This window comes from Thalassobius sp. Cn5-15, assembly GCF_022347685.1.
Classification (GTDB): Bacteria; Pseudomonadota; Alphaproteobacteria; order Rhodobacterales; family Rhodobacteraceae; genus Thalassobius.
This window is the reverse complement of sequence record NZ_JAKRGF010000013.1, coordinates 1-22,681: the sequence shown is the minus strand read 5'-3', so window position 1 is coordinate 22,681 and position 22,681 is coordinate 1. Positions and strand designations below refer to the sequence as shown.

The following is a 22,681-nucleotide window of genomic DNA, read 5'->3' as shown; positions in this document are numbered from 1 at the left end:
CTCACCCCAAAACGACTGGGGGTCACTGATCGAGGCTTCATAAAGCGCCTCATATTTAGCCGCATCTATGTGCGCGGTTTTGGCGAACTTTTCGGAAACGGGGACCACAGATGGAGTCTGGGTTTCATTTGCTTGGTCAAGCGACATGCGTATCTCCTCCCTTGCGCTTTGCGGGCTAAAATTCGGGCCTCCACTCCCGAAAAACAGCCAAGTGCGTTGACGGATAAGATACGTGATACTGAAAATTTTGTAATAAAATATTAATTTGGCTCATTTTTTTTGTAAATTGATTTCCAGAAAATTGTGATATTTGTAAATTTTTACACGAAACGCAGCATAACTCTTTAAAACCAAACCAATTGATCAGCGCTTCTTGCAACGCGACCGCGATGAAATATCGCCGGGCAACTTTGCAGAACCTGTGCATTGGAAAGGCAACCGCCCCAACTGGTCTGGTTTTCTGACCACCACCACAAGGCGCATCGCCTCTTTACATGCCCGCCCGACACCACGCCAAAAACGTGCAAAATACCTATCAATATTCGCTTTTGGTGTTATGCTCCTCCACCAAGTTCCAGCCAAGCAGCACAGCCCCCCTCTTGCAGTGACCGCGCGGCCAAACCCAGCCTGACCGGAGAGTGCAATGACCCCTGCAGTTCCCCCAAACCCGAATGTGCAACACGTCAACATGCCATGGTGTACCACACCGACACGATGGCAGGGTGCCGCGCTTGGCACTGACGTGGCTTTGAAGCTGGATGGTCCGCAGCTGGAAGCAGAAGCCGCACTGCAGCACACCACGATGACGCTTGCAGCCATCCAATCGCTGTTCGACCTCTATGATCCGTCCAGCCTGTTGCGACAGTTGAATGCCAACGGTGCGTTGCACAATCCCGACAGACGCTTTCTGGACCTCTGTGCCCTCTCGACACAGTTACACGTGGCCACGGGTGGTGTGTTTGATCCGACCATCCAGCCGCTTTGGAATGCCCTGTTTCAGGGCCACGCACCGCAGCAGGCGCGCCAGAGCATTGGCTGGAAACATGTCGACGTCGCAGCCAACACAGTGACACTGGAAACCGGACAAAAGCTGAGCTTCAACGGTGTCGCACAAGGATTTGCAACAGATATGCTGACGCGCTGCCTGCGCGAACTGGGCATTCAGCGGGCCGTGATAGAACTGGGTGAACTGGCGGTGATCGGCGGACCGGCACAGATTACCCTGTCACAGCCCTTGCCCGATGGCACCCATCACATCACCCTAAACGACAGTGCGCTCAGCATATCGCACCCTGACGCACGGCTGTTGCGCGGGCACAGCCACATCCTGCATCCCAAAACAATGACAAAATCCGCCGAATGGGCCTGGGTCGCGGTAGAAGCGGACAGAGCGGCGATCGCGGACGGGGCCTCAACCGCCTTTGTACTGATGTCACTGGAGGCTATCGAACAGGCGATGGGCGCGCTAGAGGATATCCGCCGCGTCTGGCTGGTGTCTTCTGATCAGAAAGTGCGCATCCTGCACCGCTAGCGGACTGACCGTCAGCCGAACCAGCTTACATTGCTGAAGGGCCGCGGGCGACCGCAGTTGGTGATCATCGTCATATTCTTGCGCACTGGCCTAGCCACCGAGTGATAGTCAACATCGCGGTATTTCGGCGCAAACTCCACCGCCACACGATTGCGCTCCACCGTGCGCAGCTTTGCCCGCCCACCGTGGAACGTGGCATATTTACCGGTGTTCAGATCCCGCACCACAAAGACGTAATCGCGAAAATCGCAACGGTTGTCCAAGGTGATTTCAGCGACGATCACATCACGACTGGGCCAGACCATATCCCCCAGTTCATACCAGAAATGGTACGATCCGACAGCAACAACAGCCGTCGTGATCAACGCACCTATCAATTTTGCAGCCATACCCCATGCTCCGTACGGGTCAGTTGGCCTACGCACCGGATCCCCCCTGTGCGTTTGTGCCATGTCTCTTCAACGACCAAAGAACCGGCTGTCTGAGGGGGAAACAACGGATTTTTCAGGAAAAACTCACGGTGCAACGAAGCATCGGCGTAAAATACCGTAAGAATACAGAAAGGGCAGGACGCCTCTTGATCGCCCTGCCCTTACGTCAAATTTAAGCGCTTTGCGAAACGCGGCGCGCCATCAGGCGCGACAACAACAGATAGGCACCGCCAGACACGAACAGGCCAACAAACCACGCATAGGTATAAATGGTGGCAAAGAAATCTGAGGTCCCATCAGACAGTCCAACACCCACAAGGAACCCCGGCACGTTCGGCAGGATGCCGATAATCAGGGCAAGTACACCGGCCCAGTTGGTGCCATTGCGGCCCGCATAGATTCCATCGGATTTGAACAAATCCGCCACCTGCAGACGGGTTTTGCGCAGCAGGTAGTAATCCGCCAACATGATACCCGCAATCGGTCCAAGCAGCGCCGAATAGGCCAAGAGCCAGCCAACGATGTGGTTCACCAGAACCCACGGGAACATGACCAGACCGATGCCTGCGGTGATATAACCACCGCGTTTCAGGTTTATTTTGCTGGGGGCAAGGTTAGCAAACCCGTGCGCTGGTGCCACGACGTTGGCGGCAAGGTTGGTGGTCAGCGTCGCCACAATCAGCGCAAACAGCGCGATCAGGATCGATGCACCGCCCATCCGTTCCGCCAGTTGGATCGGATCCCAGATCGCTTCGCCATAGATCACCACAGTGGCCGATGTCACGGCAGAGGCGATAAAGGCAAACAGCGCCATCGGGAGCGGCAAGCCGATAAGCTGGCCAATGAACTGATCCTTCTGGCTGCGTGCGTGACGGGTGAAATCGGGGATATTCAGTGCCAAGGTGGCCCAGAACCCGATCATGCCCGTCAGACTGGGCCAGAAGACCTGCCAGAACTCGCCCTCTCGCGGCTGACCAACGTCAAACGCACTGGGCGTGGACAGCATTGCACCGAAGCCGCCCGCGTTGGCATAGGCCCAGTAAAGCAGCGCCAGCCCCATCGCCAGCAGAAAAGGCGCCGCGTAGGTTTCCAGCCAGCGGATCGCCTCAGTCCCGTTTTTGATGAAATAGACATGCAGCGCCCAGAAGGCGACAAAACAGACAAATTCACCTGCCGAAATACCCAGAATAGGCAGCGGATCAGAAGCCAGAGCCCCCCCCATCAGGGTGTTCAGGATCACATAGATCGCCGAACCGCCAACCCAAGTCTGAATGCCGAACCAGCCACAGGCCACAATACCGCGCGCGACGGCAGGGATTTTGGCCCCTGCAGGCCCAAAGGAAGACCGCAGCAGAACCGGGAACGGAATGCCGTATTTGGTGCCTGCGTGACCGACCAGAACCATCGGAATCAGAACGATCGCGTTGGCCAGAAGGATAGTTGCCACCGCCTGATCCCAGCTCATGCCCGCGTCAATCAGGTAGGATGCCAACAGATAGGCAGGGATGCAGACCACCATACCCACCCACAAAGCAGCAATGGAGACCCAGCTCCAATTACGCTCAGCGGCTGTGGTGGGCAGCTGATCTTCATTATATAGCGCCGGGTCCAGCCCGGTAAGATCCGGGCGTTCACCCGCATTCAGATGTGTGTCAGCCACCGCACTCTCCCTCGCTTTGGCTTTCGTTTTTCGATACGCACACAGACTCAAATCCCTGCCGCACCCCTCTTTTCGCGGATCATGCCCTCTACCAGTCAGGTGGCAGAAGGCCGCGCTTTCACCCTGCAGGTGCAACGCAAAGAACAACGAAAACTGGAAATCTGGCGCGGCGGTCAGGCTGGCGCGAAATCGCTGCGGGCGCTCTATACCGGAATTCCCGCAGCGTCACGCGAAAAGTCAATGCGGCAACGCCCCATCGTATCGTGTCGGGGCGTCGCCATATGCTGGCGTGTCAGACCAATGTCGCCAGCAGGAAATAGACTGGCATACCCACCGTCAGATTAAACGGAAAGGTCACACCGAGCGCCAGCGACAGGTAGATCCCCGATTTCGCCTGCGGCAAAGCCAATCGCATCGCGGCAGGCACTGCGATGTAAGAGGCCGACGCGCTCAGGACCATCATCAAAAACACCCCACCCGTGGACAGTCCCACCAGCACAGCGGCGCCTAGGCCAAACAGGCTGCCGACCAGCGGCATCACCATGCCGAAGATCAGGACACCCGCAGAAATCTCTTGCCGGTTTTGCAGTAGGCTGCGCCCTGCCGACAAGCCCATATCCAGCAAAAACAACGCCAGAACACCTGTGAAGGGCACCACAATGAAAGGTTCCAGATCCGCCAGCCCCTCTTGTCCCGTGATTGCGCCGATGGTGAAGGCGCCGATCAACAAAACAATCGACCCATTGCCCAGGATGTGTTTCAGCAGCGAACAATCCACCACAGCAACGCCGCCGCGCCGCGCTGCCAGCCACAGGGCAGACATGATCGCGGGCACCTCCATCACTGCGGCCACCGCGACCATGTAACCTTCGGAACTGAGGCCGCGTGCCTCCAGCAGGCTGACAGCAGTCACGAAAGTCACGATCGAGATGGACCCGTAATGCCCAGCCACCGCCGCCGCGTTCAAGTTGTCGAGCCGCGTCATGCCCCGCAGCAGCACAAAGGCCACAAACGGCAGCACAAAGGACAAAACACCCCCCGCAATCAGTGCGCCGATTAGGTGCCCACTGACACCCTCCTGCCCGACGGCGGCCCCGCCTTTGAAACCGATGGCCATCAGCAGATAGATCGACATGATCTTGGCCGCCCCGTCGGGGATCGACAGATCGCTGCGCGCAACAGCGGCAATCAGGCCAAGGATGAAAAATAAAACTGTGGGCGCAAGAAGATTGCCCACCAAAGCGGTGAGGGACAGGTCCATCGTCGTTACCTTTTTGAGAAGTATCTAAGTGTGTGCCCGAAGGCAGGCAGTCAGCTGGTAGCGATCATCAAGCCAAAACCACCACAGGCCCCAACCGCGAACAGCCAGCGCACCCATCGCCCGCGCGTGGCCTTCAACGCATCCGTCGGCGCGATCACCAATGCACCCAACAGCACGCTAACCGCCATCGCCAAGGCAAAGGCCACCTTTGCTATCAACAGCTTGAACGCCCATCGTGACCCGTCCGGCCCCATGGCCGCCCAGATCAAGCTGAGGATCAGCGCCACCAGCGCCAGCGCCGCTGCAGCACGCACCCAGATCCACGCACGCTGCCCGGAGGGTTTTAAAGTTCCGTTTGCCATACGCGGCCTCGCTCTGCGGTTTAGGGTTTCGTTCGACTGGGTATCCCTTGATCCTTACATAGATTCAAATATATGTTTCATCTAATAAATATAGTTTCAGGTTATGCAATGCGTCCAACACTTCGCCAGCTGGAATACATCATCGCCATTGCAGAAACCGGCAAAATCAGTCTGGCGGCGGCGCGGCTCAACGTGTCGCAACCCAGCCTCTCGGCCCAATTATCAGAGGTGGAGGCGGATTTGGACACGCCCCTGTTTCAACGTGGCCGCGCCGGAGCGAAAATCACCCCCGCAGGCGAAGAGGTCGTACGGCGTGCGCGACAGATCTTGCATGATCTGAAAGACTTGCGTGCCGCTGCGCGGGGGGATGGGATTTTTCAAGGACGTCTGAGGCTGGGCGTTCTTCCCTCGATCGGGCCATACCTCCTGCCCGGCGTGGTGCGACGTCTGCACCATGAGCATCCCCATTTCCGCCTGATCGTACGCGAGGAGAACACCCGCGAATTGGACGAAGGATTGCGCAGCGGGCGGCTGGACATGGTGATCTCTACCCCAGAGGATCATCCGGGCACATCAGCCGCCGCACTGTTTACCGAACACCTCTGGGCAGCACTGGCGCAGGATCACCCTCTGGCGCAGGATCCGGGAGAGACGTTGCCGCTTACGGCGCTGACGGGACAGACACTGCTGACACTTGGCACCGGACACAGGCTGAGCCATATCGTGGCAGGTCTGGCAGCCACCGCAGGGGGGCGGGTGTCGGATGAATATGAGGGCACCAGTCTGGATGCAATCCGCCTGATGGCCGCCACTGGCGCGGGCATTGCCATTTTGCCCAGCATCTACGCCGCGACCGAACGCCATCGCGGCACCGATGTAAAGCTGATCCAGATCGCCCACCGCAACGCCCAGCGCGACATCGCGCTGATCCAGCCGAATCTTCCCACCCCTCGCCCGGGCAGTGAGGTTCTGGCCGATGTGTTGCGCAGTGAGGCGGCGACCATACTGGGCCGTATGCTCGCCGCGGGCTAAACGCCCAACCTCAGCAGCCTTGGAACCCGTCGCCCAGCGCTTCCGGGAGAAGACCTGCACCAATCAGCGACTGCCCCTGCCCACAGCGCAACACGCGCTGACTGGTGACAATCATCTGCGGCCGTTCAGTATAGGCGATCAATCCGCTGCCCAGAACCGTGTAGCGCCCATCCGCTGCGGGGGCGGAATAATACCCCTCCACATGTTGCACGCCGACCTCTGCGCCGAACAATCCGGCCTCGATCTGACTGGCCTGAAGCCCCCCTTCAACCGGTGTACCGGTGATCCGCAGGCGCATCCCTTCGCTCAGATGTTGTGGCATGATGCCGGTGATCTGCGTGCCGCCGATCCACAGGCTACCGTCAGGTTTGAGACCTTCGAAACTGCCGCTGATGCGGGCCCTGCGATCAACACCGGCGGGCAGCACGTCCAGACGCGACGCAATCACCTTATCGCCCAGAGCGCCAGATTGCCACAAACCGCTGACCGCAACCCATGTCCCGACCTTTGGCGCCTCTCCCCCTTCAGGCAGCGCAACGCGCGTGCCCATGACTGTGATGCCTTCGACATCGATGGCCTGCACCGGACCAACCAGAGGCATGACATGACGGATATCCAACGCCTGCCAGTGTACAGCCGCACTATCACGCGCGGCATGAACAGCAGGCGGATCTACACGCCCGACAACAACCGCTACCGTATGCCCAGTACGCAAATCTGCCGCCTGCTCCACAACCGGAGAGCCACGCACCGTCAGCTCTTTGTCAAGGGCGATATGGTGGCCGTTCACATAGATGCTGCCCAGCGCGGTAATGGTGCCGTAAACGCCAACGCGCAGGTCCGTGCCCTGCCCCGCCACCTCGGAACGAACCAGATCATAACCGGTCACACCGGTGCCGATAATGCCGCCCTCGCGCTCGTCATTGCCTTGGGTGGTTTCGGTCGATTGCGCCACCACGGCAGACCCTGTCACGGCCCATCCGGTCACACTCAGCGCTCCCCCCAGCACCAGCCCTGCGACCAGACCGGTGCTCAGATCTATCTTGCGACCTGTCATCAGATCAGCGCAGCCTTGGCAAAAGCGCGCAAATCGGGTCATCATTCCGTATCCTCCGGGGTACTCGGGGTCTTGGCTGCCGACGGGGCCGGCAGAATATAGGTGCCTAGGACAAAGCGACGTTTGGGGTCTGTGTCACTTTGGGCGGCTTCATCCGCGTCTTGCAGTTTGCGCGCCTCGGCGTTGATTTCTTCTAGCAGGGCCTGTGCCTTGGCTGCGGACATCTTGCGCAGATGTTCCACCGACGCCTCTGAAAGGTGTGAATAGCGCACCGCGCGGTCAAAATGGCGCGGGCCTTCGGGCGGGGCCAACAGGTTGTCGGTCGCCGCTGCCAAATGCGCGCTGAGCGTCGCCTCATAAGCCGCGACCTGTTCGGCGCCGCCGCCAGCTGGCAGCAGGCTGTGCGCCTTCAGGCAATAGACACCCGCTGCCGCCTCTGCGACAGCGCCCTGTTCTATCAGCACCTGCAGAACCGTGCCCGGCGCCATATCAATGCGGGCTTGGCGCACCAGACCGTCAAAACCGGGGCCCGTCTCATCCCCGGCGCGGGTCAAGTGGCGAGGGCAGCACTTGTCATCCAGATAATCCGGCGCGGTGGCCCAATAGCTGATCACCATCGCGGCCGCAGACATAGTGCGCTTGACCTCGCATTGGGCGTTGTCGCCGCGCAAACGCTTCACGTCTTTACGGTGCAAACCTGTCATCAGGCTGATTTTGCTGTCGCTGATACGGCCATTGCCACCCTCTGCAGCCAGCTGATCCAGCACCGCTTGCAACATCGCGCGCTTCAGCGCCTCTGCCGCCGATCCATAAGTGACCCCACGTGCCATCATCGCCCGTGACAAAGGCGCAAGCAGCGCTGCCAGTGCCTTTTCAAACGGATCTTGGGGGCTGTCACTCATGGCTTCCTGTTCCGAGACTCAGTGGTCTTTATCAAACACATCACCCCTGCGCATCCAACGTCTTCGTGAGACTTTTTGATGATACGTGACTTTAAATGGGAAAATTTCCCATTAGAAGCTTGCCGCATCGTCAACTCGGAGGATGACATGCAAGATATTGCAGCAATTTCCCTAAAAGGCATCAAACCCCACTCTCTTTCCCACACACCGCAACAAGATCCCCTCGCTTTGCTCTGCGCCGCAGATCGGGACCGGTTCTACCGCTTCGGCTGGGGTCCAGCCGAAACGCCACGTTTCCCCACCATAATCAATGCCATCCTGCACCAGATGCGCATGCAGCCAAACGCTATTGCCGCGACCTGTGGCAGCGAGGAGATCACCTATAGCGCGCTGGATGCGGCGTCGAACCGACTGGCCAATGTGATGCGCAGCTATGGCGTGGCGCGTGGCGATGTGGTCTGCCTCTACCTGCGCCGATCGCTGGAAATGCTGGTAGGGATTGTCGCCACAATGAAACTGGGCGCTGCCTATGCCCCACAGCACGTTGGCGTCGCCCCTCCTGAGGTGCTGCGCCATGTGGCAGGCATCACCGAAGCGACGGTGATCCTGACCCTATCTGACCTGGCAGATGATGTGCCCGTCACGCCACAGCAAACCCTGATCAGCATTGATCCGGTTATGTATGACCCCGCACTTGACGACAGCCTGCCTGCGCGGGACACCTACGCCCCCGCACCCGACGATCGCGCGATCCTGCTATTCACCTCCGGCACCACGGGTGTGCCCAATGGCGTACAGGTCACGCACAAGAACCTTGCCAACATTCTGCTGACCGCCCCCGGTGACATGGGCATGCGCCCGGGCCGAAAGGTGGGGCAGATCCTGTCCATCGCCTTTGACATGGCCGCTTGGGAAACACTCGGCGCGCTGGCCAATGGTGCCACTCTGGTCATTCGCGGCAAGAGCATTCAGGAAACCGCCGAGAAGGTGGATGTGCTGATCTCCACCCCCTCGATCCTCAACTCGCTGGATGCCAGCCGCTGCCAGCAGGTGAAGGTCGCCGCCGTCGCAGGTGAGCCATGTCCGCGCCCGCTGGCCGATCTGTGGTCGTCCTTCTGCACCTTCCACAATTCCTGTGGTCCAACCGAAACCACCATCATCAACACCGCAGAACCGCACCACCCCGACAAGGCCGTGCTGTCTATCGGGCGTCCCACCCCCAACAACACGGTCTATGTTCTGGATGAGGATCTGATGCCTCTGCCCATCGGTGCCAAGGGCGTAATGTGGGCCGGTGGCGACTGTGTCACACTGGGCTATCTGGCGAACCCTGACCTGACCGCTGATCGCTACCGGCCCGATCCCTTCCGCCCCGGTCATATGATGTTCAACACCCGCGATCTGGGTCGCTGGACCGATACGGGCGAGCTGGAGCATTTCGGCCGCGTCGATGATCTGGTAAAGATCCGCGGTTTTCGGGTGGAATTGGACGGCGTCTCAACAGCGTTGGAGCAATCCGACTGCTGCGCCCAAGCCGTGACGTTGAAATACGACAACCGCACGCTGGTCAGCTTCATCTCCCCCGCAACAGCCTGCCCGAAGAAAGCGGCGGCAGAGGTGAAAGCGCGTCTGGCCTACTACTGCAGCCCTGAGCTGATCCTGCCCCTTGCCACCCTGCCCCGCACCCCGCGCGGCAAACTTGACAAGCGCCTGCTGTTGCAGATGGCAGAACAGCACCTTGCAGGAAACACCCCCACCAACATGACGGATGCGACCCAATGACCACCGAAACCCGATCCTTTGACGCCGCCGCGCCCAAGTGGCGCCGCATCACCCGTCACCCCGCACTGATGGAATACCGCCGTCTGGCGGCACTGGTGGCGATTGTGAACCTCTCCGTCTTTATTCTTGGCCTGCAAACAGGCCGTTGGGGCAGCTTTGGCGCATTTCACCTTCCGGCCATCGCCGATATGGCGCTGATCAACCTGTCGCTGGGCATTCTGATCCGTCAGCAGCGGGTGGTGAACGCCCTGTTCTGGCTGGCCACGCGCCTACCCACCTCTGCACCTCTGTGGATGCGCTGGGGCGCAGGCAAAGTGTTCCACTTTGGCGGGCTGCATTCGGGTGGCACCGTTGCGGGCACCCTCTGGTTTGGCTTCCTGCTGTTTGGCATTGTCACAAACCGCCTGTCAGGTGCTGCACTGCCGTCTGATGTAACGCTTGGCCTCTCTGCCGCGATGGTCACGTTGCTGGTTCTGATGATTGCCTCCGCCATCGGACCGGTGCGGGCGAAATTTCACAACGCTTTTGAGAAAATCCACCGTTTCGCGGGCTGGACCGTGCTGGGCCTGTTTTGGGCACAGACCGTGTCAATCACCCGTGACATGGGGCAGGATCTGGCAACAACCCCCGCGTTCTGGATGCTGTGCCTGATCACCCTGTCCATCGTGTCACCTTGGCTGACGCTGAAAAAGGTGGATGTGGAGATTGAGAAACCGTCGAACCACGCAGTTCTGGCGAAGTTTAACTATGGCGACACGCCCTTTGCCGGGTCGTCGAACGCGATCAGCCTGACGCCGTTCGGTGAGTACCACGCCTTTGCCAACATCCCGTCGCCCCATGAACCGGGCTACCGACTGGCCATTTCGCGCGCTGGCGACTGGACTGGCCGTTTCATCGACACCCCACCCAGCAAGGTCTGGGTCAAAGGCATCACCACCAGCGGGGTGGCCCGTATTGAGGTTTTGTTCAAAAAGGTGGTCTATATCGGCACCGGATCCGGCATTGGCCCGATCCTGCCCCACCTGCTGAAGGGTGAGGTGCCCAACAAGCTGGTCTGGTCCACCCGCTCGCCACGCGAAACCTATGGTGACGCCTTGGTGGATGAAATCGAAGGATCAACCGAAAATCCGGTGATATGGGACACAGTAACCCAAGGCAAACCCGACCTCAGCACGCTGGCGCTGCAGGCCGTGCGCGAAAGCGGTGCCGAAGCGGTGATCGTGATTTCCAACCAAAAACTCACCCGCAAAGTGGTGCACGACATGGAAGCGTTGGGCATCCCCGCCTATGGCGCGATCTGGGACAGCTGAGGGGGGGTGATCATGACCTATCAAACCATTGAAACAGAGGTGCGCGGCCGCGTTGGCCTTATCCGCTTCAACCGGCCAGATCAGTTGAACGCGCTCAACACCACCGTGATGCAGGAGGTGCTGGCAGCCGCCAGCACCTTCGCCGCAGACACTGCCATTGGCTGCCTGATCCTCACCGGCGCGGGCCGTGCCTTTGCCGCAGGGGCCGATATTGCAGAATTGTCGGCACAGACCTATGTCAGCATGACAGAGAGTGCGTTTTTCGCAGACTGGGACCGCTTTGCCGCGCTGCCGATTCCCAAGGTCGCCGCGATCAACGGTTTCGCCCTTGGCGGTGGCTGTGAGGTGGCGATGATGTGTGATGTCCTGCTGGCGTCTGAGAAGGCGAAGTTCGGCCAACCTGAGGTCAAGATCGGCTGCATCCCCGGCATCGGCGGCACCCAGCGTCTGACCCGTCTGGTGGGGCGTGCGATGGCGATGGATCTGATCCTGACAGGCCGGATGATCGACGCACAGGAAGCCAAAGAGATCGGCCTGATCAGCCGCGTCCTGGCGCCAGAGGATCTGATGGACACCGCATGGGAGGTGGCACAAACCATCGCCAGCTACCCTGCCGATATTGTCGAAATGGGACGCAAATGCGTGAACGCTGCCGAACAAACCACGCTGGAGATGGGCGTGCGGATGGAGCGGCAGATGTATCATGCCCTCTACGGTCTGCCTGCGCAGATCGAAGGAATGGCGGCCTTTCTGGAAAAGCGCGCCCCCGTGTTTAATAGCCCGACGACGCAGGGCAGCTAACCCATCAGGCGGCGATCATTCCGCCGCCTGACGCATCCGCATTGGCAGGGTCACACGAAACGACGCCCCCCCCTGCCCCGGCAGGTAAGTGATCGCCCCACCCAACCGCGCCATTATCTCGCGGCAGATCGCCAGCCCCAGCCCCGCACCACCAGCCTTTTGGTCGCTGACACGGGCAAATTTCTCAAAGATCAGCTCTTGTTTATCGCGTGGCACGCCTGATCCATTGTCGGTGAAGTCCACCACCAGATGATTGTCCCGCTCTACCAAGCGAATGGTCAGCAGAGGTTCGGGCGCGTCGCAGTATTTATGGGCATTGGCCACCAGATTAATAAAGACCTGCGACAGACGATCCAGATCCGTTTCCACCATCAGGTCACGCTCCAGCCCGTGACGGTGGATACGCAGCCCTTTACCTTCCACCCCAGTGGAGGCGACGGCGTGCTCCATCAACGACGCGATGGACCCGACCTGCACATTCAAACTCACCTGTCCGTTTTCCAGCACCGACAAATCCAGCAAATCGTCCAGCAAGCGGGTCAGGCGGATCGCCTCTTGGTGAATGATATTCGCGTATTTTCTCAGCTGTTCGGGGGGCAGCCCGTCACCATCGCGCAGGATCTCTGAAAAGGCGCGGATAGAGGTCATCGGCGTGCGCAATTCATGGCTGATCTGGCTGAGGAAGGCATCTTTCTGTACTGACAGCTGGGTCAGCTTTTCATTCGCCCCACGCAGCTGGCGGGCAGTGCGGGTCAGTTCGGCTGATTTGGCTTCCAGCTGGATCTGATGTTCCATCATCTGCGCGGTTTCATCGGCCACCGCCAGCAGATCCTCAACCGATACAGTCGCGCGACCCATGATCTGACTGACCATCGCATGGGCGGTTGCCGCGCCCACGGACCCCGACATCTCACGCTCCAATAGCTGTAGGAATTCTGGCGTCGGGTCAGGCAGATAGCCCGAAATCCCCTGCGCCGCAGCGGCGCGGCGGAACAGCATCTGCGCCTCGCGCGGGCCAAGGATGCGCTGCGCCATAACCATCAGATCTTCGGATTGGGCGATGCCACCAGACCATCCTTGGGGATTGCCGGTGTGCTGGAACACATTCACAAACTGCGCCCCTTGCAGCCGCTCCATCGGGTTGGGGAATGTCAGCAGGGAAACCACGACAAATACCGCCGTGTTTGCACTTATCGACCAGAGGACCGAGTGCACAACAGGATCTAGTCCGGTGATGCCAAAGAGCGCCTGAGGGTGCAGCCAGCTGAGACCCCACGGCCCCTGCTCAAACACTGACAACGGTAGGATCGCACCGGGCCCAAAACTGGGCAGGAACATCGTATAGGCCCAGATAACAAAGCCCACAGACAGCCCCGCCACTGCGCCCAGGCGGTTCGCCCCGCGCCAGAACACGCCCCCCATCAACGCCGGCAGCACCTGCGCCACACCGGCAAAGGACACCAGCCCGATCGAGGCCAGCGCAACACCGCCGCCCGAGATATAGAAGTAAAGATAGCCCAGCCCCAGCACACCGGCGATCGACAACCGCCGCGACAGCAGCACCACATGGCGCACGTCCCCCGAAATCATCGCCCCACCTGCCGCCAACCGCAGCCAGATCGGCATAACAATGTGATTTGACACCATCGTGGCCAGCGCCAGAGAAGCGACAATCACCATCGAGGTCGCCGAGGAAAACCCGCCGATAAAGGACAGCACCGCCAACCCCTCGCGTCCCTGAGACAGCGGCAGCGTCAGCACGAACTGATCCGGGTTTGCATCCTGCGGCATCACGTCCAGCCCAACGGCGGCGATCGGCAGGACAAAGAGACTCATCAGCATCAGATAGGTCGGGAAAGCCCAGGCTGCGGTGCGCAGATGACTCTCATCCTCGTTTTCGACAACCAGCACCTGAAACATCCGCGGCAGGGTCAGGAAGGCCGCCGCCGACAGCATAATCAGCGCCGCCCAGCGCCCGTTCGCAACCTGCCACTGTCCAATGTCGGACGCATCAATACGCGCCAGCGTCTGACCAATTCCGCCACCAAGACCCCAGACCACAAAAATGCCCACCGCCAGTAGGGCCACCAGCTTCACCACCGCCTCCACCGCGATGGCCATCACCACGCCGTGGTGACGCTCGTTCGCATCCAGATTGCGGGTGCCGAAGAGAATGGTAAACACCGCCAGCCCTGCCGCCACCCATAGCGCTGTGGCATTGCGGTCAATCGCCAGCGTACCCCCACTTGGTGCCTCGCAAGAGAAACTGGAAAAAGACAGCACAACCGATTGCAATTGCAGGGCAATATAGGGCGTAGTCCCCGCGACTGCGATCAGGGTGACAAAGACCGCCAGCAAAGGGGATTTACCGTAGCGCGATGACACTAGGTCCGCCACAGAGGTGATCCGCTGGGTGCGCCCGATGCGCACCAGCTTGCGCAGGCCCCACCACCACCCCATCATCACCAGTGTCGGGCCGATATAGATGGTCAGAAACTCCAACCCTGACCGTGCGGCAAAACCAACCGCCCCGTAAAAAGTCCAGCCAGTACAATAAATCGACAGCGACAGAGTGTAGACCAACGGCGAACGCAGCCAGCGTGCTCGTCCACGGATCGCCGCGCGTTCTGCCAGAAAGGCGACCAGAAACAACAGCGCCACATAGGTTGCGCAGACCGCCACCAATGTGTTGAGCGACCCCATCTACACGCCCCCGTCCGTAATGTTACTGCCCGATAATGCCCGATCCGACAATGCCCCGTCCGATAATCCTCCCTCAGACTGGGGCGGCAACTGCGGTCCCTGCGGTGGTTCTTCGCTGCGCATATTCAAAAACAACGACAACACAAAGGTCAGACCAGACATCCCGGCCCACACCGCAAATATGTAGAGCATTGCCCGCGAACTGCTGACCCCGCCAGTATCATTCGCCCCCCAAAGGAGCGGCACCGCAAACAGCAATGCACCAAGAAACGGCATCAACCGCGCGGCATCCATCAGGCGGCGCAAGCGGTAGCTGCGACGTTCTAAAAACAGGGGCGAAGCTTTGCGCATCAGTTGCTCACCAACTCGCGCAGGGCCTCCAACACTTCGGCATTGGAAAAGGGTTTGGTCATGAACCGGCTGGCACCCAAGCGGGTTGCCAGTTCACGGTCCTTGTTCTGACCGCGTGCGGTCAGCATCAGCACCGGCAGATCTGCGGTGCCCTGTTCGGCCCGCAATTCAGTCAGAATGTCGTAGCCAGATTTGCCCGGCAGCATAACGTCCAGGATCAACAGATCGGGCTGCTTGCTGCGCACCACATCTACCGCGTCATGGCCGTTGGAATGGGTTGCCACATCCCAGCCGTCACGGGACAATATAAACGATATTGCCTCGATGATGTTTGGCTCATCCTCGATGATCAGGACATTTTTGCCCATGGCTTCCCCCTCTGTGCAGACAGCGCACCCGACACTCCCCCGTGTCACGCCTCTATCTCCCGCAGATCACTATCGCGGTTTTGGCGGGCTAAGTCAAAACCCATCCGACAGGATAGAAGGCTCGCGGCGGGGCGCACAATCCTGCACCGGACAGATACGACAGCTGATCCCGACTGGCACAACCGGCGCCGCCGTTTTGACCTGAGCTGCCGCCACACCGCCCCCCTGCCCCGGCGTACGGGCGACGATCAGCATGTGGGCCTGAAACAGCGGAGGGGTGTCGAAATCTGGGGTATTTGTAGGCTCTGCCACCGCATAGGCGTCAAAGCTCGCCTCGCCGCGCTGGTCCTGCTGCACCAGATGATGCAGCGGCACCATCGGCCGCGAAAGTGCCTGAAACAATGGCCATTTTGGACAGGCCGCCCCAAATCGCGGCAAGGAGAACCCATCAACAGGCTTACGAAAAATCAAGGTGCCAGAGGCATCGCAACTGACCAGACCGATGGCGGGCAGTTCCTGTCCCCCTTCACCGTTGATGGGCCCAGAAGGCAGATCCGCCAACCGCTGCATGGCGCGCGGCAGGCTAACGCTGAAATTGCGCGCCACCGCAGCGGGATCCACGCCCATCTCATGTACACAGGCCAGCACATCCGCCAACGGCATATCACGGGCGTCCTGTGCATAGCGTTGCAGGTGCGCACGGGCGAACCCGCGCCCTGACGCGGTCTGCAGAACCGATGCCCGCTCCAGCAGTGTTTCAATCGCCGCGCCCGCATCTGTGGCCCGTTCCAATGCCGCAATGTGATAGCGGCTGTCATTTAAAAAGGCTTCGAGCTCTTCTTGCGGAGAGGTGACGCCGCCCTCTGCCTCGCCGCCTTGATCCAGATAGGCGACCAGACCCTGCGCCCCATCCGCCAGACGCGCCGCATCTTCATTGAGGTTGCGATAAAAGCGATCCCGCCATTCCGGCTCCAGTTCCGGCGTATCCGCCAGAATACCAGCAGTTGATCGGATCGCCGTCACCGTTGACAGCACCTCATGCAAAGCTGCCGCCAGATAGGGATCATGGGTCAGCCGGTCGTTCAGCACCTCGACCGTGCGTTCCAGTTCCAGCACGCGGCGATGCCGACGGGTCAGCAACTCGGCCCAGCCGGGGTAGCGGCCAGCGAAAGCTTCTGGCGTTTCCTCCACCGGTGCGGCATCGGGATCTGCCGCGCGCGCTTCGCCCAGGGTGGCGATCATCGCCGCCTCTGCCCCTTCGGACAGAAGCGAGGGTTCGACGTTCAACACCTCGGCCAGAGACAACAGCAATTTGCCGCCGATTCTGCGTCTGTTATGTTCAATCAGGTTGAGGTAAGAGGCGGAAATACCCGCCTTTTGCGCCAATTCGGCCTGCCGCAGCCCCTGCATGATCCGACGCTCGCGGATCCGCGTTCCGGTAAGTTGCCCCTGCGGCATTTTGTTTTCTCCGTGAAATCAACCCGCTTCTGCGACGCAGAAAAACTTCTTTACAAAGTATGCTATTGCACGGTGCAAAAATTTACAAAAAAAATATTACGCAAATGCACGTTATTGCGAAATTTTCCAACCGCCGCCGATAATAGATTTGCACAATTGTGCCCGTGGTGACGCAAGAGGAGGCGGCGCCACACTTTATAAAACGGGAGGAATATATGACCAAGACCAACATGTCTCGTCGTGGCGTGCTGAAGTCGGGAGCCGTTGCCGGTGCCGGACTGGCCGTACCCACCATCTTCACAGCACAATCGGCTGCCGCCTACACCAACGAACCCACTGGTAGCACAGTAACCCTTGGCTTCAACGTGCCGCAATCTGGCCCCTACGCTGACGAAGGTGCCGATGAACTGCGCGCCTATGAGCTGGCGGTTGAGCACATCAACGGCGGTGGCGACGGCGGTATGCTGAGCACCTTCTCGTCCAAGGCGCTGGACGGCACCGGCATTCTGGGCAAGAAGGTCGAATATGTGACCGGTGACACCCAGACCAAATCTGATGCCGCCCGCGCATCGGCCAAGTCGATGATCGAAAAAGACGGCGCGGTGATGATCACCGGCGGTTCGTCTTCGGGTGTTGCGGTTGCGGTTCAGGCTCTTTGCCAAGAGGCAGGCGTGATCTTCATGGCTGGCCTGACCCACTCCAACGACACCACGGGTAAAGATAAGCGGGCCAATGGTTTCCGCCACTTCTTCAACTCCTACATGTCGGGCGCAGCACTGGCACCGATCCTGGCCAACAACTACGGCAAGGACCGCAAGGCTTATCACCTGACCGCTGACTACAACTGGGGCTATACCACCGAAGAAGCGGTACGTACCTCGACCGAGGCAATGGGCTGGGAAACTGTGGCCGCGGTGAAAACCCCGCTGACGCAGACTGACTTCTCATCCTATATCGCGCCGGTTCTACAATCGGGTGCGGACGTTCTGGTTCTGAACCACTACGGCGGCAACATGGTGAACTCGCTCACCAACGCGGTACAGTTCGGCCTGCGTGAAAAACAGGTGAACGGCCATAACTTCGAAATCATTGTTCCTCTGTTCTCGCGTCTGATGGCGCGTGGCGCAGGTGCTAACATCAAGGGCATCTTTGGTTCTGCGAACTGGCACTGGTCGCTGCAGGACGAAGGCTCTCAGGCCTTTGTACGCTCCTTCGGCACCAAGTACGGCTTCCCGCCGTCGCAGGCCGCGCACACCTGCTATGTACAGACCCTGCTTTATGCAGACGCCTGTCAGCGGGCTGGCACCTTCAATCCCTGTGGTGTCTCTGCCGCGCTGGAAGACTTTGAGTTCGACGGTCTGGGCAATGGCAAGACGCTCTATCGCGGCTCTGACCACCAGTGTTTCAAAGACGTGCTGGTTGTGAAGGGTAAAGAGAACCCAACATCCGAGTTTGACCTCTTGGAAATCGTCGAGATCACCCCGCGTGGTCAGGTCGAATATGACGCCTCGATCTTTGGCGGCAACCTGGGCGCCTGTAACGGCGGCGCCTAAGGCCGACCCGGAGGATGGGGCCCTCCCCCATCCTCCACCTTCTTGAAATGACTGCCTGCCTCCCGCTGTGGAGGCTACTCCGCACTCCGACACAAGGGTGGGACAATGGACGCTATAATCCTCCAGATCCTGAACGGGCTCGACAAAGGCTCGGCCTATGCGCTGATCGCGCTGGGACTTACACTTATCTTTGGCACATTGGGCGTGGTGAACTTTGCCCACGGGGCGCTGTTCATGATCGGCGCTTTCTGTGCTGTGACGCTGAACAAGATCCTGACGCTCAGCCACACGGTCATTGACCCGACCAAAACCGATTTCCTTGGCAATCCGGCCAAAATCCAAGTGCCTTATGTCTATGACATCTTTGGCGAAAGCGCCGGTGCATCCATCATCGACTGGTCCGTGCCGCTGGCGATCTTTTTTGCCATTCCGGTGATGATCATCATCGGATTCATCATGGAACGCGGGCTGATCAAGCATTTCTACAAGCGTCCCCATGCGGATCAGATCCTGGTGACCTTCGGTCTGGCGATCGTTCTGCAAGAGATCATCAAATATTACTACGGCGCCAACCCGATCCCGACACCCGCGCCTGCGGCTTTCAAGGGCTCGTTCGATTTCGGCGCAATGCTGGGCTTTGATCCCAATATCATCATCTACCCCTACTGGCGTCTGGTCTACTTCTGCTTTGCGGCGCTCATCATCGGTGCGGTCTTTGCCTTCCTGCAATTCACCACCTTTGGCATGGTTGTCCGCGCGGGTATGGCAGATCGTGAAACCGTCGGCCTACTGGGCATCGACATCGACAAACGGTTCACCATCATGTTCGGCCTTGCCGCAGCGGTGGCCGGTCTGGCGGGTGTGATGTATGGGCCGATCAACGCCCCGAACTATCACATGGGCATGGACTTCCTTGTCCTCAGCTTCGTTGTGGTGGTTGTCGGTGGCATGGGGTCGCTACCCGGTGCGGTTGCGGCAGGTTTCCTGCTGGGCATCCTCGAAAGCTTTGCCTCCATGCGCGAGGTCATCGCCTTCATACCCGGTATCAACCAGGTCATCATCTACCTGGTCGCCATTATCATTCTGTTGACACGTCCCCGTGGCCTGATGGGTCGCAAAGGCGTGATGGAGGACTGATCTATGTTTGGCTTGAATAAACAAGACACCACCTTGCTGATCATCGTCGCAATTCTGGCGCTGTTCGCCCCCTTCATCCTGAACCCCTTTCCCGAAGGATCGGCACTTGCACAGTTCAACGCGGGCTATCCCGACCTGATGCAACGCTTTGTGATCTTTGGTATCTTTGCCATCGGGTTCAACATCCTCTTTGGCCTTACCGGATATCTTTCCTTTGGTCACGCCGCCTTTCTGGGCGTCGGATCCTATGCGGCCATCTGGATGATGAAGCTGCTGACCATGAACGTCATTCCAGCGATCATCATTTCGGTCATCGTGGCCGGGCTGATCAGCTTCCTCGTCGGTTGGATTTCACTGCGCCGGTCTGGCATCTATTTTTCCATCCTGACGCTGGCGTTTGCGATGATGATGTATCAGCTGGCCTATTCGGATCTGTTTGGGCAGTTGTTCGGCGGCGTTCTGACCGGTGGTGAAACCGGCCTGCAGCCGAAAGTGAGCGATCCGCGCATTCTGGATGCTGCACTGGCAGAGGGCGCAACACCCAAAGCACACCTGTTCGGTCTGGAAATGGGCGCCAGCCACAAGATGAACGTGGGCGCCTGGTCTTTCACTTTTAACGCGGGCTACTATATTGCAGCGTTCGCGATGCTGGCCGCATTCTATATGTCGATCCGCATCTTCCGGTCACCCTTTGGCATGATGCTGCGCTCGGTCAAATCGAACCAGCATCGCCTGAACTACACTGGCCTGAACCCCAAACCCTACACGCTGGCGGCTTTCGTCATCTCGGGCATGTATGCGGGTCTGGCAGGTGGTCTGCTCGTCGCGATGGACACGCAGGTGGGCGCGGAACGTATGTTCTGGACCGCATCCGGTGAAGTTGTGATCATGACCATCCTTGGTGGCGCGGGCACGCTGATTGGTCCAGTCCTGGGGTCCGGTCTGTTGAAGTACATGGAAAACATCCTGTCCAAGATCAACAAAAGCGTGCTGGAGAGCTGGTTCTCCTTCATGCCGGATGGAATGTCGGACTTCTTCATCGCGATCACCAATCTGTTCGTGGGCAAACAGTGGCACATCACCACCGGCGTGATCTTCATGCTTGTGATCATCTTTGTGCCCGGCGGTCTTGTGGAACTGGGCAAGCGCATCGGCGCCCGCCTGAGCCGCAAGAAAGAACCCAACAACACCGATGGGTCGGCCAAGCCCGAACCTGCCGAATAAGCCTGAGGAGGAGATACAAACATGGGTATCCTAGAAGTCAAAGGCGTCAACAAACGTTTCGGCGGGTTGCAGGCGCTGGGGGATGTGAACCTGAGTGTCAAAGAGAACTCGGTTCACGCCATCATCGGCCCCAACGGGGCGGGCAAATCCACCCTGCTGAACTGCCTGGTCGGCAAACTGATCCCCGACACCGGATCGGTGATGTTCAACGGCCAGTCGGTGCTGGGGCGCAAACCCTATGAGATTAACCAGATGGGTATTTCCCGCGTGTTCCAGACGCCCGAAATCTTCGGCGACCTGACCGTGCGGGAAAACATGATGATCCCGATCTTTGCCAAACGGGACGGCGCGTTCCGCATGCATGCGATCAAGGACATGATGCGCGAGCGTGAGATCGTCGATGCCGCCGACCACATGCTGGAAGAAATGAACATGGCGGATAAGTACGGCATGCACGCCGCCTCCATGTCACGCGGTGACAAACGCCGGTTGGAAATCGGTATGTGTCTGGCACAAGAACCGCGGCTGTTACTGCTTGATGAACCCACCGCCGGTATGGCGCGGGCGGACACCAACAACACCATTGATCTGCTCAAACAGATCTCGGACCAGCGGGACATCACCATAGCCATCATCGAACACGATATGCATGTTGTGTTCTCCCTCGCCAACCGGATCACCGTTCTGGCGCAAGGCACCCCGCTGGTGGAAGACGATCCCGAAAACATCAAAGGCAATCCCAAGGTACGCGAAGCCTACCTGGGCGAAACCGCATAAGGAGGGCAGGACATGAACGTAAAACCCGACTTTTCCAAAGGTCACAACCTCGCCGAAACCGCCCCTGCTTTTCTGTCGATCTGGGATCTGCACGCCTACTACGGCGAAAGCTACATCGTGCAGGGTGTTGATTTTAACGTACACGAAGGCGAAATTCTTGCCTTGCTGGGCCGTAACGGCGCGGGCAAGACGTCGACTCTGCGCGCCATCGCCCGTCTGGATGATCCAGAGATCAAGCGTGGAGAGGTCTGGCTGGACCACCAACCGCTGCACCTTATGGCCTCGCACGAGGCGGCGCGCGCTGGTCTCGCACTGGTGCCCGAAGATCGCCGCATCATCCCCGGCCTGACGGTAGAAGAAAACCTGAAACTGGCACAGATCGCCCCGCCGATCGGCTGGTCTCTGGAACGCCTTTATGAGTTGTTCCCCCGTCTCGGCGAACGCCGCCAGCAGGAGGGTGTCACGCTGTCGGGTGGTGAACAGCAGATGCTGGCGATTGCGCGGGCGTTGGCGCGTGACATTAAGGTTCTGCTCTTGGACGAACCTTATGAAGGTCTGGCGCCGGTGATCGTGGACGAGATTGAACGCACCCTGCGCAAGATCAAGGAACAGGGCATCACCACAGTAATTGTGGAACAAAATGCGGTCCGCGCTCTTGAACTTGCAGACAGATCCGTGATCCTTGATACTGGAAACGTGGTCTATGACGGATCGGCCGCAGAGGTATTGCAGAACAAAGAACTGCGGGAGGAATACCTTGCAATTTAAGGCCGCCCTTTAAGGACCACAAAATCACGCACCTCGCCCGCCTCGCCAGAGGCGGGCCTGTGCGCTTAAGGGATCCAGGGAGGAGAGCCCACTATGTCAGACGCCGTATATCCGGTGCCCGCCGATTTTGACGCCAAGGCGCATATCAACGCCGAAAAATATCAGGAGATGTATGCCGCATCCGTGAACGACCCCCAGTCGTTTTGGGGTGAA

At 59.1% G+C, this 22,681-nt stretch carries 20 protein-coding genes; 10 read left to right on the top strand and 10 right to left on the bottom strand.

Features of this window, described 5'->3' with window-relative positions; translation table 11 throughout:
* Positions 1-643: 643 nt before the first annotated feature.
* Positions 644-1,531: an FAD:protein FMN transferase gene (locus tag MHM86_RS16890; RefSeq protein WP_239201743.1), complete on the top strand. Its 888-nt coding sequence runs from the start codon at positions 644-646 to the stop codon at positions 1,529-1,531.
* 11 nt (positions 1,532-1,542) lie between these two features.
* Here the strand turns inward: MHM86_RS16890 and MHM86_RS16885 are convergent, their stop codons facing one another.
* From MHM86_RS16885 to MHM86_RS16870, 4 genes are all read right to left on the bottom strand, one after another.
* Entirely contained in the window at positions 1,543-1,920 is a 378-nt protein-coding gene (locus MHM86_RS16885) for a hypothetical protein (protein WP_239201742.1), read from the bottom strand.
* A gap of 214 nt (positions 1,921-2,134) precedes the next feature.
* Positions 2,135-3,622, bottom strand: a complete 1,488-nt coding sequence (locus MHM86_RS16880; protein WP_239201741.1) for an NCS1 family nucleobase:cation symporter-1 — start codon at positions 3,620-3,622, stop codon at positions 2,135-2,137.
* A gap of 292 nt (positions 3,623-3,914) precedes the next feature.
* Entirely contained in the window at positions 3,915-4,883 is a 969-nt protein-coding gene (locus MHM86_RS16875; RefSeq protein WP_239201738.1) for a sodium-dependent bicarbonate transport family permease, read from the bottom strand.
* Positions 4,884-4,933: 50 nt separating this feature from the next.
* The gene (locus MHM86_RS16870) at positions 4,934-5,245 is read right to left on the bottom strand and encodes a hypothetical protein (RefSeq protein WP_239201736.1); all 312 of its coding nucleotides are present in this window, start codon (positions 5,243-5,245) and stop codon (positions 4,934-4,936) included.
* A gap of 108 nt (positions 5,246-5,353) precedes the next feature.
* Between MHM86_RS16870 and MHM86_RS16865 the strand changes: the two genes are divergently transcribed.
* Positions 5,354-6,277, top strand: a complete 924-nt coding sequence (locus MHM86_RS16865) for a hydrogen peroxide-inducible genes activator (RefSeq protein ID WP_239201734.1) — start codon at positions 5,354-5,356, stop codon at positions 6,275-6,277.
* A 10-nt stretch (positions 6,278-6,287) separates the two neighbouring features.
* Here MHM86_RS16865 and MHM86_RS16860 read toward each other — a convergent pair whose 3' ends face one another.
* Entirely contained in the window at positions 6,288-7,376 is a 1,089-nt protein-coding gene (locus tag MHM86_RS16860) for a hypothetical protein (RefSeq protein WP_239201732.1), read from the bottom strand.
* Positions 7,376-8,236 carry a DUF6502 family protein gene (locus MHM86_RS16855; RefSeq protein ID WP_239201730.1) on the bottom strand — a complete coding sequence of 287 codons (861 nt, stop codon included), beginning with the start codon at positions 8,234-8,236 and terminating at the stop codon, positions 7,376-7,378. Before MHM86_RS16855 ends, MHM86_RS16860 begins: the two co-directional genes overlap by 1 nt.
* Before the next feature lie 147 nt (positions 8,237-8,383).
* Here MHM86_RS16855 and MHM86_RS16850 point away from each other — a divergent pair, with 147 nt between their 5' ends.
* Genes MHM86_RS16850 through MHM86_RS16840 form a run of 3 tightly spaced genes read left to right on the top strand, consistent with a single transcriptional unit; the run spans position 8,384 to position 12,129 of the window.
* Positions 8,384-10,018: an AMP-binding protein gene (locus MHM86_RS16850; RefSeq protein ID WP_239201725.1), complete on the top strand. Its 1,635-nt coding sequence runs from the start codon at positions 8,384-8,386 to the stop codon at positions 10,016-10,018.
* A complete protein-coding gene (locus tag MHM86_RS16845; protein WP_239201716.1) occupies positions 10,015-11,328 on the top strand; it encodes a hypothetical protein in 1,314 nt (437 codons plus the stop codon). Before MHM86_RS16850 ends, MHM86_RS16845 begins: the two co-directional genes overlap by 4 nt.
* A gap of 12 nt (positions 11,329-11,340) precedes the next feature.
* A complete protein-coding gene (locus MHM86_RS16840; protein ID WP_239201709.1) occupies positions 11,341-12,129 on the top strand; it encodes an enoyl-CoA hydratase-related protein in 789 nt (262 codons plus the stop codon).
* Positions 12,130-12,144: 15 nt separating this feature from the next.
* Here MHM86_RS16840 and MHM86_RS16835 read toward each other — a convergent pair whose 3' ends face one another.
* The 4 genes from MHM86_RS16835 to MHM86_RS16820 form a co-directional block, all read right to left on the bottom strand.
* Entirely contained in the window at positions 12,145-14,832 is a 2,688-nt protein-coding gene (locus MHM86_RS16835; protein ID WP_239201706.1) for an ATP-binding protein, read from the bottom strand.
* Positions 14,833-15,183 carry a hypothetical protein gene (locus tag MHM86_RS16830; protein ID WP_239201703.1) on the bottom strand — a complete coding sequence of 117 codons (351 nt, stop codon included), beginning with the start codon at positions 15,181-15,183 and terminating at the stop codon, positions 14,833-14,835.
* Positions 15,183-15,551, bottom strand: coding sequence for a response regulator transcription factor (locus tag MHM86_RS16825; protein ID WP_239201701.1), 369 nt, complete (start codon positions 15,549-15,551; stop codon positions 15,183-15,185). The genes MHM86_RS16830 and MHM86_RS16825 overlap by 1 nt, the downstream gene beginning before the upstream one ends.
* Positions 15,552-15,644: 93 nt before the next feature.
* A complete protein-coding gene (locus MHM86_RS16820) occupies positions 15,645-17,009 on the bottom strand; it encodes a helix-turn-helix transcriptional regulator (RefSeq protein ID WP_239201699.1) in 1,365 nt (454 codons plus the stop codon).
* A gap of 215 nt (positions 17,010-17,224) precedes the next feature.
* On the opposite strand from MHM86_RS16820, the gene MHM86_RS16815 reads away from it, so the two are divergent.
* The 5 genes from MHM86_RS16815 (at position 17,225) to MHM86_RS16795 (ending at position 22,468) form a co-directional block, all read left to right on the top strand.
* Positions 17,225-18,562 (top strand): substrate-binding protein, encoded by a 1,338-nt coding sequence (locus MHM86_RS16815; protein WP_239201697.1) that lies wholly within the window; start codon positions 17,225-17,227, stop codon positions 18,560-18,562.
* A 105-nt stretch (positions 18,563-18,667) separates the two neighbouring features.
* On the top strand, positions 18,668-19,699 hold the full coding sequence (locus tag MHM86_RS16810) for a branched-chain amino acid ABC transporter permease (protein ID WP_239201695.1): 1,032 nt from the start codon (positions 18,668-18,670) through the stop codon (positions 19,697-19,699).
* A 3-nt stretch (positions 19,700-19,702) separates the two neighbouring features.
* Positions 19,703-20,923, top strand: a complete 1,221-nt coding sequence (locus tag MHM86_RS16805) for a branched-chain amino acid ABC transporter permease (protein WP_239201693.1) — start codon at positions 19,703-19,705, stop codon at positions 20,921-20,923.
* 21 nt (positions 20,924-20,944) lie between these two features.
* Positions 20,945-21,700, top strand: coding sequence for an ABC transporter ATP-binding protein (locus MHM86_RS16800; protein ID WP_239201691.1), 756 nt, complete (start codon positions 20,945-20,947; stop codon positions 21,698-21,700).
* A gap of 12 nt (positions 21,701-21,712) precedes the next feature.
* Positions 21,713-22,468: an ABC transporter ATP-binding protein gene (locus MHM86_RS16795; protein WP_239201689.1), complete on the top strand. Its 756-nt coding sequence runs from the start codon at positions 21,713-21,715 to the stop codon at positions 22,466-22,468.
* Positions 22,469-22,681: the final 213 nt, after the last annotated feature.

Bases quoted from the DNA above. Each gene is read 5' to 3' on its own strand.
- MHM86_RS16850 (WP_239201725.1), top strand. From the start codon at position 8,384: ATGCAAGATATTGCAGCAATTTCCCTAAAAGGCATCAAACCCCACTCT.
- MHM86_RS16795 (WP_239201689.1), top strand. From the start codon at position 21,713: ATGAACGTAAAACCCGACTTTTCCAAAGGTCACAACCTCGCCGAAACC.
- MHM86_RS16820 (WP_239201699.1), bottom strand. From the start codon at position 17,009: ATGCCGCAGGGGCAACTTACCGGAACGCGGATCCGCGAGCGTCGGATC.
- MHM86_RS16860 (WP_239201732.1), bottom strand. From the start codon at position 7,376: ATGACCCGATTTGCGCGCTTTTGCCAAGGCTGCGCTGATCTGATGACA.
- MHM86_RS16855 (WP_239201730.1), bottom strand. From the start codon at position 8,236: ATGAGTGACAGCCCCCAAGATCCGTTTGAAAAGGCACTGGCAGCGCTG.
- MHM86_RS16800 (WP_239201691.1), top strand. From the start codon at position 20,945: ATGGGTATCCTAGAAGTCAAAGGCGTCAACAAACGTTTCGGCGGGTTG.
- MHM86_RS16805 (WP_239201693.1), top strand. From the start codon at position 19,703: ATGTTTGGCTTGAATAAACAAGACACCACCTTGCTGATCATCGTCGCA.
- MHM86_RS16845 (WP_239201716.1), top strand. From the start codon at position 10,015: ATGACCACCGAAACCCGATCCTTTGACGCCGCCGCGCCCAAGTGGCGC.
- MHM86_RS16835 (WP_239201706.1), bottom strand. From the start codon at position 14,832: ATGGGGTCGCTCAACACATTGGTGGCGGTCTGCGCAACCTATGTGGCG.
- MHM86_RS16810 (WP_239201695.1), top strand. From the start codon at position 18,668: ATGGACGCTATAATCCTCCAGATCCTGAACGGGCTCGACAAAGGCTCG.
- MHM86_RS16870 (WP_239201736.1), bottom strand. From the start codon at position 5,245: ATGGCAAACGGAACTTTAAAACCCTCCGGGCAGCGTGCGTGGATCTGG.
- MHM86_RS16890 (WP_239201743.1), top strand. From the start codon at position 644: ATGACCCCTGCAGTTCCCCCAAACCCGAATGTGCAACACGTCAACATG.
- MHM86_RS16825 (WP_239201701.1), bottom strand. From the start codon at position 15,551: ATGGGCAAAAATGTCCTGATCATCGAGGATGAGCCAAACATCATCGAG.
- MHM86_RS16875 (WP_239201738.1), bottom strand. From the start codon at position 4,883: ATGGACCTGTCCCTCACCGCTTTGGTGGGCAATCTTCTTGCGCCCACA.
- MHM86_RS16830 (WP_239201703.1), bottom strand. From the start codon at position 15,183: ATGCGCAAAGCTTCGCCCCTGTTTTTAGAACGTCGCAGCTACCGCTTG.
- MHM86_RS16885 (WP_239201742.1), bottom strand. From the start codon at position 1,920: ATGGCTGCAAAATTGATAGGTGCGTTGATCACGACGGCTGTTGTTGCT.
- MHM86_RS16840 (WP_239201709.1), top strand. From the start codon at position 11,341: ATGACCTATCAAACCATTGAAACAGAGGTGCGCGGCCGCGTTGGCCTT.
- MHM86_RS16865 (WP_239201734.1), top strand. From the start codon at position 5,354: ATGCGTCCAACACTTCGCCAGCTGGAATACATCATCGCCATTGCAGAA.
- MHM86_RS16815 (WP_239201697.1), top strand. From the start codon at position 17,225: ATGACCAAGACCAACATGTCTCGTCGTGGCGTGCTGAAGTCGGGAGCC.